The organism is Streptomyces sp. NPDC015139 (genome assembly GCF_043079785.1).
GTDB lineage: Bacteria > Actinomycetota > Actinomycetes > Streptomycetales > Streptomycetaceae > Streptomyces > Streptomyces albidocamelliae.
This window is the reverse complement of the sequence record NZ_JBIBUW010000001.1, coordinates 987607-1002853: the sequence shown is the minus strand read 5'-3', so window position 1 is coordinate 1002853 and position 15247 is coordinate 987607. Positions and strand designations below refer to the sequence as shown.

General features: G+C 73.2%; 20 protein-coding genes and 1 pseudogene. 14 read left to right on the top strand and 7 right to left on the bottom strand.

Features of this window, described 5'->3' with window-relative positions; all coding sequences use genetic code 11:
- Positions 1-113 precede the first annotated feature (113 nt).
- A complete protein-coding gene (locus tag ACF08B_RS04485; protein WP_392316005.1) occupies positions 114-506 on the bottom strand; it encodes a winged helix-turn-helix transcriptional regulator in 393 nt (130 codons plus the stop codon).
- 133 nt (positions 507-639) lie between these two features.
- Here ACF08B_RS04485 and ACF08B_RS04480 point away from each other — a divergent pair, with 133 nt between their 5' ends.
- Positions 640-1290 (top strand): FMN-dependent NADH-azoreductase, encoded by a 651-nt coding sequence (locus ACF08B_RS04480; RefSeq protein ID WP_392316004.1) that lies wholly within the window; start codon positions 640-642, stop codon positions 1288-1290.
- 97 nt (positions 1291-1387) lie between these two features.
- Here the strand turns inward: ACF08B_RS04480 and ACF08B_RS04475 are convergent, their stop codons facing one another.
- The 4 genes from ACF08B_RS04475 to ACF08B_RS04460 form a co-directional block, all read right to left on the bottom strand.
- Positions 1388-1813 (bottom strand): hypothetical protein, encoded by a 426-nt coding sequence (locus ACF08B_RS04475; RefSeq protein ID WP_392316003.1) that lies wholly within the window; start codon positions 1811-1813, stop codon positions 1388-1390.
- Between the two features lie 45 nt (positions 1814-1858).
- Entirely contained in the window at positions 1859-2260 is a 402-nt protein-coding gene (locus tag ACF08B_RS04470; RefSeq protein WP_392316002.1) for a hypothetical protein, read from the bottom strand.
- Positions 2261-2447: 187 nt separating this feature from the next.
- Complete coding sequence (locus tag ACF08B_RS04465) at positions 2448-3209, bottom strand: cache domain-containing protein (protein ID WP_392316001.1); 762 nt, start codon at positions 3207-3209, stop codon at positions 2448-2450.
- Positions 3210-3246: 37 nt separating this feature from the next.
- Entirely contained in the window at positions 3247-3987 is a 741-nt protein-coding gene (locus ACF08B_RS04460) for a FadR/GntR family transcriptional regulator (RefSeq protein ID WP_093699364.1), read from the bottom strand.
- A gap of 110 nt (positions 3988-4097) precedes the next feature.
- On the opposite strand from ACF08B_RS04460, the gene ACF08B_RS04455 reads away from it, so the two are divergent.
- The 11 genes and pseudogenes from ACF08B_RS04455 to ACF08B_RS04405 all read left to right on the top strand — a co-directional run bounded on the left by ACF08B_RS04455 (position 4098) and on the right by ACF08B_RS04405 (position 11990).
- Positions 4098-5129: an ABC transporter ATP-binding protein gene (locus ACF08B_RS04455; protein WP_392316000.1), complete on the top strand. Its 1032-nt coding sequence runs from the start codon at positions 4098-4100 to the stop codon at positions 5127-5129.
- Between the two features lie 35 nt (positions 5130-5164).
- Entirely contained in the window at positions 5165-6364 is a 1200-nt protein-coding gene (locus tag ACF08B_RS04450; RefSeq protein ID WP_392315999.1) for an ABC transporter substrate-binding protein, read from the top strand.
- 3 nt (positions 6365-6367) lie between these two features.
- Complete coding sequence (locus tag ACF08B_RS04445; RefSeq protein WP_392315998.1) at positions 6368-7261, top strand: ABC transporter permease; 894 nt, start codon at positions 6368-6370, stop codon at positions 7259-7261.
- Positions 7262-7293: 32 nt separating this feature from the next.
- Positions 7294-8109, top strand: coding sequence for an ABC transporter permease (locus ACF08B_RS04440; RefSeq protein ID WP_392315997.1), 816 nt, complete (start codon positions 7294-7296; stop codon positions 8107-8109).
- A 52-nt stretch (positions 8110-8161) separates the two neighbouring features.
- The gene (locus ACF08B_RS04435) at positions 8162-8842 is read left to right on the top strand and encodes a maleylpyruvate isomerase N-terminal domain-containing protein (protein ID WP_392315996.1); all 681 of its coding nucleotides are present in this window, start codon (positions 8162-8164) and stop codon (positions 8840-8842) included.
- 96 nt (positions 8843-8938) lie between these two features.
- Positions 8939-9220 (top strand): hypothetical protein, encoded by a 282-nt coding sequence (locus ACF08B_RS04430; protein WP_093472286.1) that lies wholly within the window; start codon positions 8939-8941, stop codon positions 9218-9220.
- A 169-nt stretch (positions 9221-9389) separates the two neighbouring features.
- Positions 9390-9554, top strand: coding sequence for a hypothetical protein (locus ACF08B_RS04425; protein ID WP_392315995.1), 165 nt, complete (start codon positions 9390-9392; stop codon positions 9552-9554).
- Positions 9555-9556: 2 nt separating this feature from the next.
- A complete protein-coding gene (locus ACF08B_RS04420) occupies positions 9557-9832 on the top strand; it encodes a DUF4190 domain-containing protein (protein WP_073890699.1) in 276 nt (91 codons plus the stop codon).
- A gap of 84 nt (positions 9833-9916) precedes the next feature.
- Positions 9917-10657, top strand: a complete 741-nt coding sequence (locus ACF08B_RS04415; protein ID WP_392315994.1) for a YqjF family protein — start codon at positions 9917-9919, stop codon at positions 10655-10657.
- Between the two features lie 64 nt (positions 10658-10721).
- Positions 10722-11342: pseudogene (locus ACF08B_RS04410) on the top strand (hypothetical protein); the annotation flags it as partial.
- A 96-nt stretch (positions 11343-11438) separates the two neighbouring features.
- Positions 11439-11990 carry a hypothetical protein gene (locus ACF08B_RS04405; RefSeq protein WP_392316039.1) on the top strand — a complete coding sequence of 184 codons (552 nt, stop codon included), beginning with the start codon at positions 11439-11441 and terminating at the stop codon, positions 11988-11990.
- A gap of 87 nt (positions 11991-12077) precedes the next feature.
- On the opposite strand, the gene ACF08B_RS04400 is transcribed toward ACF08B_RS04405, so the two are convergent.
- On the bottom strand, positions 12078-12497 hold the full coding sequence (locus ACF08B_RS04400) for a CBS domain-containing protein (RefSeq protein WP_073890702.1): 420 nt from the start codon (positions 12495-12497) through the stop codon (positions 12078-12080).
- 189 nt (positions 12498-12686) lie between these two features.
- On the opposite strand from ACF08B_RS04400, the gene ACF08B_RS04395 reads away from it, so the two are divergent.
- Positions 12687-13568 carry a DMT family transporter gene (locus ACF08B_RS04395; RefSeq protein ID WP_392315993.1) on the top strand — a complete coding sequence of 294 codons (882 nt, stop codon included), beginning with the start codon at positions 12687-12689 and terminating at the stop codon, positions 13566-13568.
- A 67-nt stretch (positions 13569-13635) separates the two neighbouring features.
- Here the strand turns inward: ACF08B_RS04395 and ACF08B_RS04390 are convergent, their stop codons facing one another.
- Positions 13636-14247, bottom strand: coding sequence for a TetR/AcrR family transcriptional regulator (locus ACF08B_RS04390; RefSeq protein WP_392315992.1), 612 nt, complete (start codon positions 14245-14247; stop codon positions 13636-13638).
- An 82-nt stretch (positions 14248-14329) separates the two neighbouring features.
- On the opposite strand from ACF08B_RS04390, the gene ACF08B_RS04385 reads away from it, so the two are divergent.
- The gene (locus ACF08B_RS04385; protein ID WP_392315991.1) at positions 14330-15151 is read left to right on the top strand and encodes an SDR family oxidoreductase; all 822 of its coding nucleotides are present in this window, start codon (positions 14330-14332) and stop codon (positions 15149-15151) included.
- Positions 15152-15247 lie beyond the last annotated feature (96 nt).

Genomic DNA, 15247 nt, shown 5'->3' with positions numbered 1-15247 from the left:
CGTGCAGCCGCAAGGCGGAGGAGGGCGGCGACGCGGAGCGTCGACAACCGACGACAACGCCGCGGATGTGCGTGCCACGCCCCGCGACGCGGGCACGATCCAAACGACAGGCCCTAGGCCGTCGCGCCGGCCGGCCGCTCCCGGTCCAGGCCGGTACACGGTCCGGCGTCCGGCAGATGGACCTTCGCCCACTCGGCGAGCTCCTTGAGCGCGGGTCCCAGGGCGGCCCCGGCGCCGGTCAGCCGGTAGGAGACGCGCAGCGGCGGGCCCTCGTCGACCTCGCGCAGGACGAGACCGGCGGCACCGAGCTCCGCCAGGCGGTCGGACAGCATGCGTTCGCTGATGCCGGGGACGGCCCGGCGCAGGTCGGCGAAGTGCGCGGGCTGTTCGACCAGGACCGCCACGATCGGGCCGCTCCATCGTTTTCCGAGCAGCTGGAAGACGCGGGTGATGCCCTCGTCCACCCGCTTGCACGCCGCGCTGTCGTGGTTCTGGTCCGTCGCCATGGGGTCAGGGTACTACCCCGAGGTAGGGGGATGAAAAAAAGTAAGTCCCTGTGCTAGACATAGTCGAGTACGAAACTTCAGCCCATTGTCGTCGAGGCGCCGGGCTGCCCCTTCCCGCTTTCTGGAGATCCCCATGGCCACCCTGCTGCACATCGACTCCTCCGTGTCCTCCGGCGAGGCCTCCTCCTCGCGCGCCGTCACGGCGGCCTTCCGCGCGCACTGGCAGGAGCAGCACCCGGAAGGCACGGTCGTCTACCACGACCTGGCCGCGCAGCCCGTCGCACACATCACCGCGGACGCGCACTTCGCCGGGTTCGCCGACCCGGCCGCCCACACCCCCGGACAGGCCGCCGCCTTCGCCGAGCGCGTCAAGCTGATCGAGGAACTGGAGCGGGCGGACGCCGTGCTGATCGGCGCCCCGATGTACAACTTCTCGATCCCCTCGACCCTCAAGGCCTGGCTGGACAACGTGATCCTGATGGGCCGTACGGCGGGCGAGGCGCAGTCCGCCAAGGGCACCCCGGTGACGGTCGTCGCCAGCCGGGGCGGCTCCTACGCGCCGGGCACCCCGCGTGAGCCGTTCGAGTACGTGCAGAACTACCTGTCCGCCGTCCTCGGCACCGCTCTCGGTCTCGACGTCGACTTCATCGTCCCGGAGCTGACCATGGCCCCGCTCAACCCGGCGATGGCCGAGCTGGTCCCGCTGTTCGAGGCCTCCCGCGACCGCGCCTTCGAGGAGGCTGCCGCGAAGGCGAAGGCGCTCGCCGGGCGCACCGCGGCCTGACCGCCGGCCGGCCCGGGCACCGCGGCGGTCGCGGTGCCCGGGCCGGTGGCGTGTCCGCGGCGCGGGGCTCGCGGCTAGGCCGCGTCCGGGTTCCCGCCTACGGGTATTCGCAGGAGACGGGGCTGCTGTCGGTCTCGGTCGGAACACCCGGGACCGGACCGTCGTTGGAGCCTCCGCTGACGTAGACGGCGCTCACCCAGCCGAGCCAGCCCTGCGGAGTGACGATCTCCACCCAGTAGTGGTTGTAGTAGGGCCCGTCGGTCACCCGGTCGCCCCAGCGCTGGCAGTAGGCGTACACCTGGACGTTCGTCAGCCGCTCACTGCTCGCCAGACCGCAGGTGGTGCTCGCGCACTGGCGCACCCTCACCTGACTTCCCCAGATGTGCACCGTGCCGCCCGAGGCCGCGGCCCGGGCCGGGCCCGGCGCGACGCCCAGCAGGGCGGCCATGCCGAGCAGGGCGGCGAGCAGGGCGCGCACGGGGAGCCGTGACACGAACGAGCGGGTCGTGATCTTCGAGGTCACCGCGGATGTCCTTTCCTTCACACACATGGCCGGCGGTCGACACGGTCAGCGACAGTCACTGTCCGTCGGCAGCCCGGGAACCGGTTCGTCGTTGCCGCCGCCGCGCACGTAGACCGCGCTGATCCAGCCGATGGGTCCGCCCGCGTCGACCTGGACCCACCAGTTGTTGCGGTACGGGCCGTCCGTCACCTCACTGCCGGTGCGCTGGCAGAAGGCCGTGACCCACCGCTTCCCGATCTGCGCGTGGCTGATCGGCGGGCACGCGGAGGACACCTGCGGGCAGGCCCGGACGTTCACGCCCGTCGCCCACACGTACACGCTGGTGTCGCTCGTGGCCGCCTGCGCCGGTGCCGCACACAGCAGGGGCACCACAGCGGCGGCGGCGACGGCACCGGCCGACAGCGTGCCGCGCAGGGCGCGTCCGGTCGTACGAAGGCTGGTCGTCATGGCTCTCCTGTTCCGGGGCGCTCCTCGGCGGGACGCGGGGACCCGGGGGCGCGGCGGGGCACTGTCGCCGGAAGGACCCCCCGGGCGGCCCTGCCGTATGACTGCGGCGTCCACGACTTCTCCCGGGCGTGCCGACGGCGGGCGGGAACGGGCCGGGGCCCTTCTCAGGGGGCGGGGAACCGGCGCCTCACGCCAGGACGAGCACCAGGGGGATGCCGCGGCACGGCACCAGGCGCATGCCGTCGTGCGTGCCGGGCCGCCCCTCGGCGAGGAGTTCGCCGAAGTCGGGACCCTTGGTGAGGGAGCCGGCCAGCTGGGCGGGGTCGGTGGAGGCGGCGACTCGGCCGCGGGCGTTGACCAGGCGGGCCGGCCGGCCCAGGCGCCGCAGCAGGGGCAGGACGGCGGCCTCGAAGTGCCGCAGGTAGACGTCGGCCGCGGCCACTCCGGCGAACCGTCCCTGGACACACACCGGTTCGGACAGGGTGAGGCTGTACTCGTCGGAGCAGAGGTAGTCGACGTACGGTCCGGCCACGGCCCGGCGGCCGGTGTCGCGGGGCAGCGCGAACCAGTCCCAGTGGGTGTAGTCGGAGTACGCGGAGTGGCCCGGGTCGAGGTCCAGGACGAGCGGGCGCACCTCGCCGTCGGCGTTCGACTGCCACCACTCGAGCCAGGCGGGCACGTCGGCCAACAGGCCCGGCGCGACGACGAATCCGGTGCCGGAGACGAGTTCCTCGCGGGTCAGGCGCAGGTGCAGTCCCGGGCGGAGGGCGGCGAGGTCGGCGCTGGTGGGGCGGCGGCCGTCGGTGGTCGCCCGGCCGAGCAGGGCCGCCGTGTCCGCGCGGGTCGCCGCGACGGCGTCGAAGACCGCCTCCAGCGCACCGCCCACCTGTGCGGCCACCCACGTCTCGGTGTCCGCGCCGAGGGTGGCCGGCCCGGAGCTGACGCCCATGGTGTCCTCCAGCGCACGGGAACCGGACGCGGCGCGGTCAGAGGGACAGGCGTACGGCGACGAGTCGCGCCGTGGCGTCCCTGACGCACCGCTCGGCCAGCGTGCCGGCCGATTCGTGGGCCCCATCCTGCACGGCGGAGATCACGGTGCGGTGACGTTCCGCAACTTCTTCACGATATGCGTCGTCGGCGAGGACGAGGCAGAGCAGCGCCCCCACCTCGCTCTGCAGCGCGACCTGTTCACGGGTGAGCCGGGCGGACTGGGCCGCCGCGGCGAGTTCGACGTGGAAGCGGCCGTACAGCCGGCTGCGCGCGCCCGCGTCCCCGGCGTGTGCCAGGTCCTCGGCGGTACGGCGCAGGGGGTCCAGTTCCTCGGGTTCGGTGCGCTGGGCGGCGAGGCGGGCCGCGGCACCGGACAGGGCGGCCCAGTGGTCGCCCAGGTCGCGCAGTTCCTCGGTGCTCCAGCCGCGCAGCCGCGCCTTGAGGCGGTCGTCGGCAGGGACTTCGGGCAGGGAGACGAAGCTGCCGCCGCCCCGGCCCCGGCGGGTGGTGACGAGGCCCTGCTGCCGCAGGGCCATGAGCGCCTCGCGCAGGGTCACGGTGGAGACCCCGAGCTGTCCGGCGAGTTCGGTCTCGCCCGGGAGCTGCTCGCCGTCGGCCAGGAGGCCCAGCTCGATGGCGTCGCCGATGCGGCGGACGACGGCGTCCACGCGGGCCCGGTTGTCCACCGGGCTGAAGACGGCCTTGCGGGCGCCGCCGTCGATCTCGTGCTGCCTCACGGTCACCACCTCGTGCGTTGACTCAAGCTTTACCCTAAGGGGCCCTTGAGCTTTGAACTATGACTTCATATGTTTACTGTCAACGTACAGCGCGCCAGAAAGGTTCCCCCATGGAGGGAATTGCGATCCGGCTGCGGGACCTGCGGAAGTCCTTCGGCGGGACGACCGCGGTGGCCGGGGTCGACCTGGAGATCCGGGACGGGGAGTTCTTCTCGATGCTCGGCCCGTCCGGCTCCGGGAAGACGACGGTCCTGCGGCTCGTCGCCGGGTTCGAGTCGCCCGACCAGGGCCGGATAGAACTCGCCGGACAGGAGGTCACCGGCCTCGCCCCGTTCGAACGGGACGTGCACACCGTCTTCCAGGACTACGCCCTCTTCCCGCACATGACGGTCGAGCAGAACGTCGCCTACGGACTCAGGATCCGCAAGGTGCCGAAGGCCGAACGCCTCGTCCGAGCCCGCAAGGCGCTCGCGGAGGTCCGCCTCGAGGGCTACGGCCAGCGGCGGCCCGCCCAGCTCTCCGGCGGGCAGCGTCAGCGCGTCGCGCTCGCCCGCGCCCTGGTCGGCCGGCCCCGCGTGCTGCTGCTGGACGAGCCGCTCGGCGCCCTCGACCTCAAGCTGCGCGAGCAGATGCAGGTCGAACTCAAGGCCATCCAGCGGGAGGTGGGGATCACCTTCGTCTTCGTCACCCACGACCAGGAGGAGGCCCTGACGATGAGCGACCGCATCGCCGTCTTCGACCAGGGCCGCATCGCCCAGGTCGGCACCCCCGCGGAGATCTACGAACGCCCGGCGACCCCGTTCGTCGCCTCCTTCGTCGGCACCTCCAACCTGCTGGACGGCGAGAGCGCCCACCGGATCGTCGGCAGCCCCGGCACCTACAACATCCGGCCGGAGAAGATCCGCGTGCTGAAGGAGTCCGCCGAGGCGGACGAGCCCGAGCACACGACCGCCACCGGCACCGTCGCCGAGGTCGTCTACCTCGGCGACGCCACCCGCTTCCTGGTCGACCTCGACGGCGGCGGGCGGATCACCGCGCTGCAGCAGAACCTGGAGACCTCCTCCGAGGACGTCGCCGCCTATCGCGGCACCCGGGTCCGCCTGCAGTGGCACCGCCGGCACGCCGTCCCCCTGCCCTCCTGAACCCTCCCCACCTCTACGTCCCCCTGGAGAACGTCGTGCGTCTCACCCGCGTCCCGCGTGCCGCCGCCGCGGCCGCCGCGCTGCTGCTCGCCGCCGCCTGCGGCTCCTCCTCCGGCTCCGGCGGGTCCTCCGCCACCGGGCTCAACCCTCCCGACCTCAAGGCCCCGACGAAGCTCGGGAAGACGGAGGGCCAGGTCAATCTGATCGCCTGGGCCGGCTACGTCGAGGACGGCTCGAACGACCCGAAGGTCGACTGGGTCGGCGACTTCGAGAAGCAGACAGGGTGTCAGGTTCACTCCAAGGTCGCCGCCAGCTCGGACGAGATGGTCAAGCTGATGAAGACCGGCCAGTACGACGCCGTCTCCGCCTCCGGCGACGCCTCCCTGCGGCTGATCGCCTCCGGGGACGCGGCCCCGGTCAACACCGCCCTCGTCCCCCACTACAAGGACGTCTTCAGCGGGTTGAAGAACGGCGCCTGGAACTCCGTGAAGGGCCGCATGTACGGCATCCCGCACGGCCGGGGAGCCAACCTGCTGATGTACAACACCGAGAAGGTGAAGCCCGCCCCCACCTCCTGGTCCGCCGTGTTCGACGACGCCGGGCAGCACAAGGGACACGTCACCGCGTACGACTCGCCCATCTACATCGCCGACGCGGCCCTGTACCTGAAGGCCACCAAGCCCGAGTTGAGGATCGAGAACCCCTACGCCCTCGACCAGAAGCAGTTCGACGCGGCCGTGGCCCTGCTCAAACAGCAGAACGCGGACGTCGGCGAGTACTGGAGCGACTACCTCAAGGAGGTCTCCGCCTTCAAGAGCGGCGACTCGGTCGTCGGCACCACCTGGCAGGTCATCGCCGGCCTCGCGGCCTCCGAGGGCGCGAAGGTCAAGGCGCTGGTGCCGAAGGAGGGTTCGACCGGCTGGTCCGACACCTGGATGGTCTCGGCGAAGGCCGCCCACCCCAACTGCGCCTACAAATGGCTCGACTGGATCGTCTCGCCCGAGGTCAACGCCCAGGTAGCCGAGTACTTCGGCGAGGCCCCGGCCAACTCCAAGGCCTGCGCGCGGACCAGCGACAAGAACTTCTGCACGGTCTACCACGCGGCCGACGAGAACTACTGGAAGCGGATCGCCTTCTGGAACACGCCCATCGAGCAGTGCCTCGACGGCCGCAAGGACGTCCGTTGCGTGCCGTACGCCAAGTGGGTGCAGGCCTGGACCGAGATCAAGGGCTGAGCCGTGACGACCGAAGTGACGACCGCCGCCGGCCGGGGAACCGTCCGGCGGCTCGCCGGAACGCTCCACCGCAGGCCCCGGCTGCGGCTGACCCTCCTGCTCACCGCGCCACTGCTGTGGCTGGCCGTGCTCTACCTCGGCTCCCTGGCGGTCCTGTTCGTATCGGCGTTCTGGACGACCGACTCCTTCACCTCGCAGGTGGTCAAGGTCTGGTCGACGGACAACTTCCACGAGCTGTTCACCACCCCGGTCTTCCGTCAGGTGATCCTGCGCAGTGTGGGCGTCGCGCTCGCGGTGACCGCGTTGTGCGCCCTCATCGCCTTCCCGGTCGCCTTCTACACGGCCCGCGTGGCCCGGCCGCGCCTGCGCCCCCTGCTCGTGGTGGCCATCCTCACCCCGCTGTGGGCGAGTTACCTGGTCAAGGTGTACGCGTGGCGGCTGATCCTGTCCGAGGGCGGGCTCGCCGACTGGATGCTGGCCCCGTTCGGACTGGGCGGTCCCGGCTTCGGACTGCCGGCGACGGTCCTCACACTGACCTACCTGTGGCTGCCGTACATGATCCTGCCGATCCACACCGCCCTGGAGCAGCTTCCGGCCAATCTGCTCGACGCGTCGGCCGACCTCGGGGCGCGGGCCGGGCGGACCTTCCGGTCGGTGGTCCTGCCGATGGTGCTGCCCTCGGTGGCGGCCGGCTCGGTCTTCACCTTCTCGCTCAGCCTCGGTGACTACATCACCGTGCAGATCGTCGGCGGCAAGACGCAGCTGATCGGCAACCTCGTGTACTCCAACATCGAGCTGAACCTGCCCATGGCCGCCGCGCTGGGCACCGTACCCGTGGTCGTGATCGTCGTGTACCTGCTCGCGATCCGCCGCACGGGCGCCCTGAACAGCCTGTAGCCCGCCCCGAACGCCTGGAGAAGAAGAGCGCCATGCATCTCAGCCGTACCGCGCGCGTCGCCCTGCGCATCGGCGCCGGGCTCGGTTTCGCGGTGATCTACGTCCCGCTCCTGCTCGTCCTCGTCAACTCCCTGAACCCGGACCGCAGCGCGAGCTGGCCGCCGCCGGGGCTCACCGTGCGCTGGTGGTCGGTGGCCCTGCACAACTCCGGTGCCCGCGACGCCCTGTGGGTCTCGGTGAAGGCGGGGCTGGGTGCCACCGCGATCGCGCTGGTCCTGGGCACGCTCGTGGCCTTCGCCGTCGCCCGCCACCGCTTCTTCGGCCGGGGCACCGTCTCCTTCGTCGTCGTGCTGCCGATCGCGCTGCCCGGCATCGTCACGGGCATCGCCCTCAACTCGGCCTTCAGCACGGTGCTGGAACCCCTCGGAGTGGGTCTCGGGCTGTTCACGGTGATCGTCGGGCACGCCACGTTCTGCATCGTCGTGGTGTTCAACAACGTGGTGGCACGGCTGCGGCGCACGGCGGCCTCCTACGAGGAGGCGGCCATGGACCTCGGCGCGACCACGTTCCGCGCGTTCGCCGACGTGACCTTCCCCCTGGTCCGCTCCGCCCTGCTGGCGGGCGGCCTGCTCGCCTTCGCCCTGTCCTTCGACGAGATCGTCGTCACGACCTTCACCGCGGGACCCGGCATCGAGACCCTCCCCATCTGGATCTTCGGCAACATGACCCGCCCGCAGCAGGCGCCGGTGGTGAACGTCGTGGCCGCCGTCCTGGTCCTGCTGTCGGTGATCCCGATCTACGTCGCCCAGCGTCTGTCCGCCGACACGGCGACGGCGAGCCGGGTATGAGGGGAACCATGACCGGCCGACGACGGATCGTCCGCCACGACGGGAGGACCCCATGAGCACAGCGCACCCCACACCTCCGGCGCGGACGCTGCGGGCGGCCTACGAGGCCTCCGCCGCCGTGGTCGCGGGGCTCGGGGACGAGGAGTCGTGGCTGCCGACCGGCTGTAGGGGATGGGCCGTTCGGGATCTCGTCTTCCACTGCCTGCAGGACGCCCAGCGCGGGCTGGTGGCGCTGCACACGCCGGCGGACGGCGACACCGACCGTGACGCGGTGACGTACTGGCGGGACTGGCGGCCGAACACCACCGGGGCGGCGAACGGGCGGCGGTGGGTGCGGGTAAACGCGAGCATGTTCCTGGACTTCGGCCAGTTGCGGAGGCTGTTTCTGGACACGCTGGCGGCGGCCGTGCACGCGGCGGACGCGGCCGATCCCGCGCGGCACGTGGCCACCCAGGGGCACGTGCTGACCGCCGCGGACCTGATCGACACGCTCGCGGTGGAGGCGACCGTCCACCACCTCGACATGACCGTGCGGCTTCCCTCCGCCCCCGGACCCTCCGCCGAGGGACTGGCCGCGGTGCGTGCCGTCCTGGACGGCCTGCTCGGCCGGCCCGCCCCGCCGGAATGGGGCGACGCGCACTACGCCCGCGCCGGTACCGGGCGGGCCGCCCTCACTGACGCCGAGCGCGCCGCCCTCGGTCCGGCGGCGGACCGGTTCCCGCTGTTCGGCTGAGGCCCGCCGGCGGCACACACCCAACACGGGGACACCCGCGGGCGACATCTGCGCGGTGCGGGGCATGCCGGGCGGACAGATGGAAACCTGCGCCCCATGAACAACCCTCCCAGCATCAACAATTACGTCGACCGGGTCACCGCGGGTCCCGGCGGGGCGATGACCGAAGAGGTCGGCGTCATCACCGGCGATCTCACCGTCGCGACGATCCTGCTGTCGGACGGCCGCAGTGCGCGCGTCGCCGTCCAGCACTCCGACGGCGACACCTGGTACACCCTCAGCGGCAGCCCCGCCCCGGTGCCGCAGGGCCAACTCGCGGCCTACCACCGGGACCTGCTCGGCCGTATCCGCCGGGGCGGCGGAACACGCGCCACCTGAGTCCCGCGGGTCCGGAGCGGGAGTCGGCCGGATCCGCTGCGTGAGAAGGCTTCCCACGGGTAACCGGCGATGTCATGAACACGTTGACACAGTGCCCGCAGAGGGCGCCGCGCCGTCCGGGCTCGCGACCGCCGACCGTGGCCACGGCCACCGGCCCGGGGAGGTAGCCGTGCTCTTCCTTGTCGTCGCCCTGCTCCTGCTGGGCATCGTCGTGGGGGCCGCCGCCTATCTCCCCTGGCCCGTCGCCCTGGTACTCGGCTGCTTCATCGCCGGCTGGCTCGTCGTCTTCGCGGGACGCGAGCGGCGGCGCCGCGACCGGACGAGGAGGGCCTGACCATGCGGCTGACCGCGCCACCCTCGCGCCGGACGGGCCGGCAGGACACCGAAGGCATGGCCGTGGCCTCCTTCGTCCTCGGCCTCGTCGGGCTGCTCGTCCTCAACATCGTTCTCGGCCCCATCGCCATCGTGCTGGCCGTCATCGCCCTGCGCCGGGACACCCCGCGCCGCTTCCGCGCCTGGCTGGGGCTGGGGCTGGGCGTCGCCGACCTGGTCGTCCTCGCCCTCCTGGCGGCCGGACAGGGCACGGCGAGCTGGTCGGTGTGGGGCGGCTGAGCACCCGGTCACCCGCGCGCCGGGTTTCGGCGGCCGCCCCCGGGGGAGTCGGTGCCCGTGGTCTCGTACGGGCCTGAACAACGCGTGTACGTTCCCGAGCTGCGGGCCGACTGGCTGACCCAGACGTCCGTGCACTGGGCCTACTCCCCCGATCAGGTCCAGCGCCTGCTGCCGGACGGACTCGCCGTGGACACGTTCGGCGGCTCGGCGTGGGTGAGCCTCACGCCGTTCGTCATGGCCGGTGTGCGGCCACCGGGCTTCCGCGCCGCACTGCGCCCGTTCGCCGAGACCAACCTGCGCACCTATGTGCGCGGGCCCGACGGCCGGGACGGGCTGTGGTTCCTGTCCCTCGAGGTCGCCTCCCCGGTGATGCTGGCCGCCCGCGCGGTCGGGATGCCGTACCACCTGGGCCGCCTGCGGCTGAACCGGCACGCGGGGGCCCTGGAGTACACCGGTGCCCGGCGCGGCGGCCATCCGCGCTATCGCCTGGCCGTCCGCCCGGGCGAGCCGATCCGGCCCACCCGCCGGGACGTGTGGCTGACCTCGCGGTGGCGGGCGTACACCCGCAGGTGCGGTGTGCTGTGGGAGACGCCCGTCGAACACGCGCCCTGGCCTCTGCGCGAAGCGCACGTCGACGTCGTCGAGGAGTCCCTCGTCCGGGCGGCCGGGCTGCCCGCGCCCACGGCCGCACCGCTCGCGCACTTCTCCGACGGGGTGCGCGATGTGCGCCTGGGTGTCTCGCATCCGATCCGGCCGGCCCGGGCGCACCCGGCCGGACCGAGGACACCCGTGGCGCACCCCGCGGCAGGAAGGGAACGGCCGTGAACCCGCCCAGGGCCGTGGCACGGAGCGTGGGACCGGTGGCGGGCAAGCACCCCGGCCCGGGCGGATGAACCCCCACGGGCCCGGCGGTGCCCGGGCCGCCCGGCTGCGGTTCGACGGCTGGATCGCCGGTGTCGGCACGGCGTCGGGCACCCGTCTGGTGCTCGGCCACTGGCCCCGCTCCCCCTTCGGCCCGTTCAGCGACGTGATGGTCGAGACGCCCGACGGCCACCGCACCCTGCTGGCGCCCACCCGGCGGATCGCGGACTTCGTCGCCGGCACCTACGCCTTCGACGAGGTCCGGGTCGTACCGGTGCTGGTGCACGTCACCGGTGACCACTGGTCGGTCGACGCGGGCCCGCTGTTCCGGCTGCGTCTGACCGTCGGCCGCAGAGGACTGCCCGGGCTGCTTCTCAGAGCGGTGCCCGGAGCGCTCGCGGCCCGGCCCTCCTGGACGGCGGTGACCGATCCGCTCGCCCGCGTGCTGCTCGGCACCCGCACCCGCGGCACCGCCGGCGGCGGACGGCGCGAATGGTACGGCGCCCGCGACCTGCGACTGATCACCGGGGCGACCGCCGTCCACGAAGGGCGCGACCTCGGCCGCCTCTCCCCCGTCGAGCCCGCCGTGCGCTTCGGATTCGGCTCGACGCCCCGTACGCCCAGCCTGGTACGCGTCACGACGACGGTGGCCTCGGCCGCGCCGGTCGCGCCCCGTCGCCTGACCCGTCCCTCCACCGGCACACGGCGTGGGCTCCCCCGCCCCTCCCCACGAAGGAGACCCGTCATGAACGGCCCGTCGCCACACCGCACGCTCGCGTCCGAGTCGGCCCGCGGCACCGCCATGAAGCTGCTCGCCATCTATCTCAACGACCATCTGGCCGGGGCCACCGCGGGCGTCGAGCGGGCCGCCCATCTCGCGCGCGCCACCCGAGGCTCCGCACTGGGCCGCGCCGTCGCTCCCGTCGCCGCCGAGATCAGGGAGGACCGGGCCGCGCTGCTCGGCATCATGCGTGATCTGGACGTCTCCGTACGCCGCTACAAGGTCTGGGCGGGCTGGGCGGCCGAACGCGCGGGCCGGCTCAAGGGCAACGGCCGCCTGGTACGGCGCTCGCCGCTCAGCACCTTGCTGGAGCTGGAGGCGCTGCGCATGGCCGTGGAGGGCAAGGCGGCCGGCTGGCAGACCCTGCGCCGGCTGACCGCGACGGACGACCGCCTGGACCCCGGGCTTCTCGACGACCTCCTCGAACGGGCCCGGCGCCAGCAGGACACGGTGGAGGAGTGGCGGGTGCGTCAGGCGGACACGGCCCTGCGCACGGCGGACCGCGTGACACCGTGACCGGAAGCCGTCCCGGCGCCCACCGCGGCCCTGGGCGTCCTGCGGGCGGGCCCGCCGCTCCCGGGTCCGGCTGGTACCGGCGGGGTGTCAGCGCGTGGGTACGGCCGCGCTGATGTGGCCCAGCGTGGACTCGGGGTCGTACTCCAGGGCGACGTCGCCCAGGGCGACGATGCCGACCACCCTCCCGTCCTCGACCACCGGCAGCCGGCGCAGCGCCTTGCCGCGCATGAGCTGCACGGCACGGTCGACGTCGTCGTCCGGCGCGACGGTGACCAGCTCGCTGCTGCACGCCTCGGCCACCGTTCGTCCGGTGACGTCCCCGCAGTCGGCGAGGATGCGCACGGTCAGGTCGCGGTCGGTGACCAGGCCGCGCAGCCGGTCGCCCGCGCAGACGAGGACCGCGCCGATGTCCTCGTCGCGCATGCGGACGGCGACCTCGCAGACCGGGGTCTCCGGCGTCACCGTGATCGGATTGCAGGTCATGATCTCGCGGACCGCCTGCGTCATGCGCTCCTCCTCGTCCCTCGCCCGGGCGCCCTCGTCGGGCAGGTACCCCGGATTCGGCCGGACCGCTCGTCGCGACGCGGCCGCGCGGCCCTCCCGGCTCGGCCGGACCCGGCGCGGCGGCGCCGCCTTTCGTAGGCTGGAGAGGCCCGAGCCCTCCCCGGGAGATCCGCCGGCAGGCAGGAGACCGTCGTGATCGAACTGGCCGCGGCGTTCGCCGTCGCGGGAGCGGCGAGCAACGCCGTGGGCACCGCGTTCCAGCGGAAGGCGGCCTCGGCCAGCAGCCGCGGTGGTCTGCGGCTGCTGGTGGAGCTGGTCCACCGGCCCTTCTGGGTGATCGGCATGGCCGGGGTCGTCTGCGCCGCGCTCTTCCAGAGCCTGGCCCTGGTCAACGGCCCGCTCGCGCTGGTGCAGCCGCTGTTCATCCTGGAGCTGCCGTTCGCCCTGCTCGTCGCCGCCCCGCTGATGCACCGGCGCCTCCCCCGTTCGGGCTGGTGGGGTGTCGGCGGCTGCGTGGCGGGCCTCGCCGTCCTGCTCGTCGCGGCCGCGCCGCACGGCGCGACCGACCACGCGCCGCTCGTCCGCTGGATCCCGGCCCTGAGCCTGTGTGTGGGCGCGATGGCGGCGGCCGTGCTCCTCGCCGGACGGGGGCGCCCGCCCGCTCGGCGTGCGGCACTGCTGGCGGCCGCCTCCGCCATCGGCAACGCGATGACCGCCGCTCTCCTGAAATCGGCCAGCGGCACCTTCGCCGACCAGGGCTTCACGGCGTTCCTGCGGTCCTGGCAGACGTACGGCTTCGCGCTGGCCGGTGTCGCCTCCGTGCTCCTGCTGGAGAACGCCCTCCAGGCCGGTCCGCTCGCGGCCGCCCAGCCGGCGCTGACCATCGGCGACGCGGTGGTCAGCCTGACCCTGGGCATCTTCCTGTTCGCCGAGCGGATCCGCACCGGCTGGTGGCTGGTGCCGGAGGCCTGCGGCGCGCTGCTGATCGTCGCGGGCGTCCTGGTGCTGAGCAAGGCCGTCCAGCGCATCGTGGTGCTGCCGGCCCCGGCGGAGGAGCGGCACCTGGCCACGTGAGTGACGTGCGGCGCTCAGGCGGGAGCGCGGCAGGCCCGTCTGCCCCGTCCCGGCCCGGCGGCCCTTCCTACCCGCCCGCGATCTCGTCGATCCAGGACTGGAGCCGGTCCCCCTGGGCCGCCATCAAGCCGGGGTCGCGCAGGGTGTTGGTGAGGACCGACATGCCCTGGTAGGCCGCGACGAGTTCGACGGCGAGCGCGGCGGCGTCCGCGCGGCCGAGCCGGGCGAACTGGGACTCCACCCAGTCGATCAGTGCCCGCATGACCTCGGCGGCGGCCAGGTCCAGCCCGTCGTCCCGCTTGTCGAGTTCGGTGGCGAGGGTGCCGAGGGGACAGCCGAACCGCGCCGCCGTCTCACGCTGGTCGACCCAGCCGGCCACCAGGGCCTTGAGCCTGGCGGCCGGATCGGGAAGCTCGTCCAGACGGGCCGTGAGCGCGTGGAGCTGCTCGCGGTGGGCGTCCACGGCGGCCTCGACCAGCTGGTCCTTGGTCTTGAAGTAGTAGTAGACGTTGCCGAGCGGGACCTCGGCCGTGCGGGCGACGTCGCCGAGAGTGGTCTTCTCCACGCCCTGCTCGTGGAAGACCCGGACGGCCGCCCGCACCAGAGCCTCGCGCTTGCCGCCGCGGCCGGACCGGCCCGATCGCGCCTCGGCCCCCGCCGGAGATTTTGAGTCAGTCACCTGACTAACAATAGACACCGATCACCGGCGGGCACTACCCTCTCGACTTAGTTAGTCAACTGACTCATACGGGAGGACTCTCATGATCACTGTCACGGGTGCCACGGGAAACGTCGGCCGGGCTCTGGTCGCCGAGCTGATCGCCGCGGGCGGGACGGTGACCGCAGGCGCCCGCAGGATCGCGCCCGAGGACGTTCCGCCGGGCGTGCGGGCCGTCGCGGTCGATCTCGGGCGGCCGGAAAGTCTCGCCCCCGCCCTGGAGGGCGCGGACGCGCTGTTCCTGCTGGTGGCGGGCGGCGACCCGGACGGGCTCCTGCGCGAGGCCGCCGCGGCCGGGGTCCAGAAGGTGGTGCTGCTGTCCTCGCAGGGAGTCGGCACCCGGCCGCGGGCGTACGCGCACGCCGCGCGCTTCGAGGCGGCCGTGGCCCGTTCGGGGCTGTCCTTCACGATCCTGCGCTCGGGCGGGATGGCCTCCAACGCGCTCGCCTGGGCCGAGCCGGTCCGCCGGGAGCGCGTCGCGCCCGCGCCCTTCGCCGACGTGGCGCTGCCGTTCGTCGACCCGGCCGACGTGGCCTCGGTCGCCGCGACCGTACTCCGCGAGGACGGGCACGACACGGCCACCTACACCCTGACCGGCCCCGAGGCCCTCACCCCGCGCCGGCGTGCCGCCGCGGTGGCCGACGCGCTCGGGGAACCGGTGACGTTCGTCGAGCAGAGCCGCGAGGAGGCGTACGCACAGTTGCTCCGCTTCATGCCACCCGCCGTCGCCGAGGGCACGCTGGCCATCCTGGGCGAGCCCACGCCGCAGGAGCAGGCCGTGAGCGAGGACGTGGAGCGCCTGCTGGGCCGCGCCGCCACCCCCTTCGCCGCCTGGGCGGCCCGCAACGTCGCCGCATTCCGCTGACCCGGCGCTCGCCCCCCGGTCCCGCCCTGCCCCGGCCAGCTGACCCCCGACCGGCACCTGCCCGGGCCTCGCCACGCCACGCCGGACCCAATCATC

What these genes read in the sequence shown, in the direction of transcription:
- ACF08B_RS04420 (WP_073890699.1), top strand. Translation starts at nt 9,557, where the DNA reads ATGCGGCTGACCGCGCCACCCTCGCGCCGGACGGGCCGGCAGGACACC.
- ACF08B_RS04470 (WP_392316002.1), bottom strand. Translation starts at nt 2,260, where the DNA reads ATGACGACCAGCCTTCGTACGACCGGACGCGCCCTGCGCGGCACGCTG.
- ACF08B_RS04480 (WP_392316004.1), top strand. Translation starts at nt 640, where the DNA reads ATGGCCACCCTGCTGCACATCGACTCCTCCGTGTCCTCCGGCGAGGCC.
- ACF08B_RS04385 (WP_392315991.1), top strand. Translation starts at nt 14,330, where the DNA reads ATGATCACTGTCACGGGTGCCACGGGAAACGTCGGCCGGGCTCTGGTC.
- ACF08B_RS04455 (WP_392316000.1), top strand. Translation starts at nt 4,098, where the DNA reads ATGGAGGGAATTGCGATCCGGCTGCGGGACCTGCGGAAGTCCTTCGGC.
- ACF08B_RS04430 (WP_093472286.1), top strand. Translation starts at nt 8,939, where the DNA reads ATGAACAACCCTCCCAGCATCAACAATTACGTCGACCGGGTCACCGCG.
- ACF08B_RS04435 (WP_392315996.1), top strand. Translation starts at nt 8,162, where the DNA reads ATGAGCACAGCGCACCCCACACCTCCGGCGCGGACGCTGCGGGCGGCC.
- ACF08B_RS04405 (WP_392316039.1), top strand. Translation starts at nt 11,439, where the DNA reads ATGAACGGCCCGTCGCCACACCGCACGCTCGCGTCCGAGTCGGCCCGC.
- ACF08B_RS04400 (WP_073890702.1), bottom strand. Translation starts at nt 12,497, where the DNA reads ATGACGCAGGCGGTCCGCGAGATCATGACCTGCAATCCGATCACGGTG.
- ACF08B_RS04465 (WP_392316001.1), bottom strand. Translation starts at nt 3,209, where the DNA reads ATGGGCGTCAGCTCCGGGCCGGCCACCCTCGGCGCGGACACCGAGACG.
- ACF08B_RS04440 (WP_392315997.1), top strand. Translation starts at nt 7,294, where the DNA reads ATGCATCTCAGCCGTACCGCGCGCGTCGCCCTGCGCATCGGCGCCGGG.
- ACF08B_RS04485 (WP_392316005.1), bottom strand. Translation starts at nt 506, where the DNA reads ATGGCGACGGACCAGAACCACGACAGCGCGGCGTGCAAGCGGGTGGAC.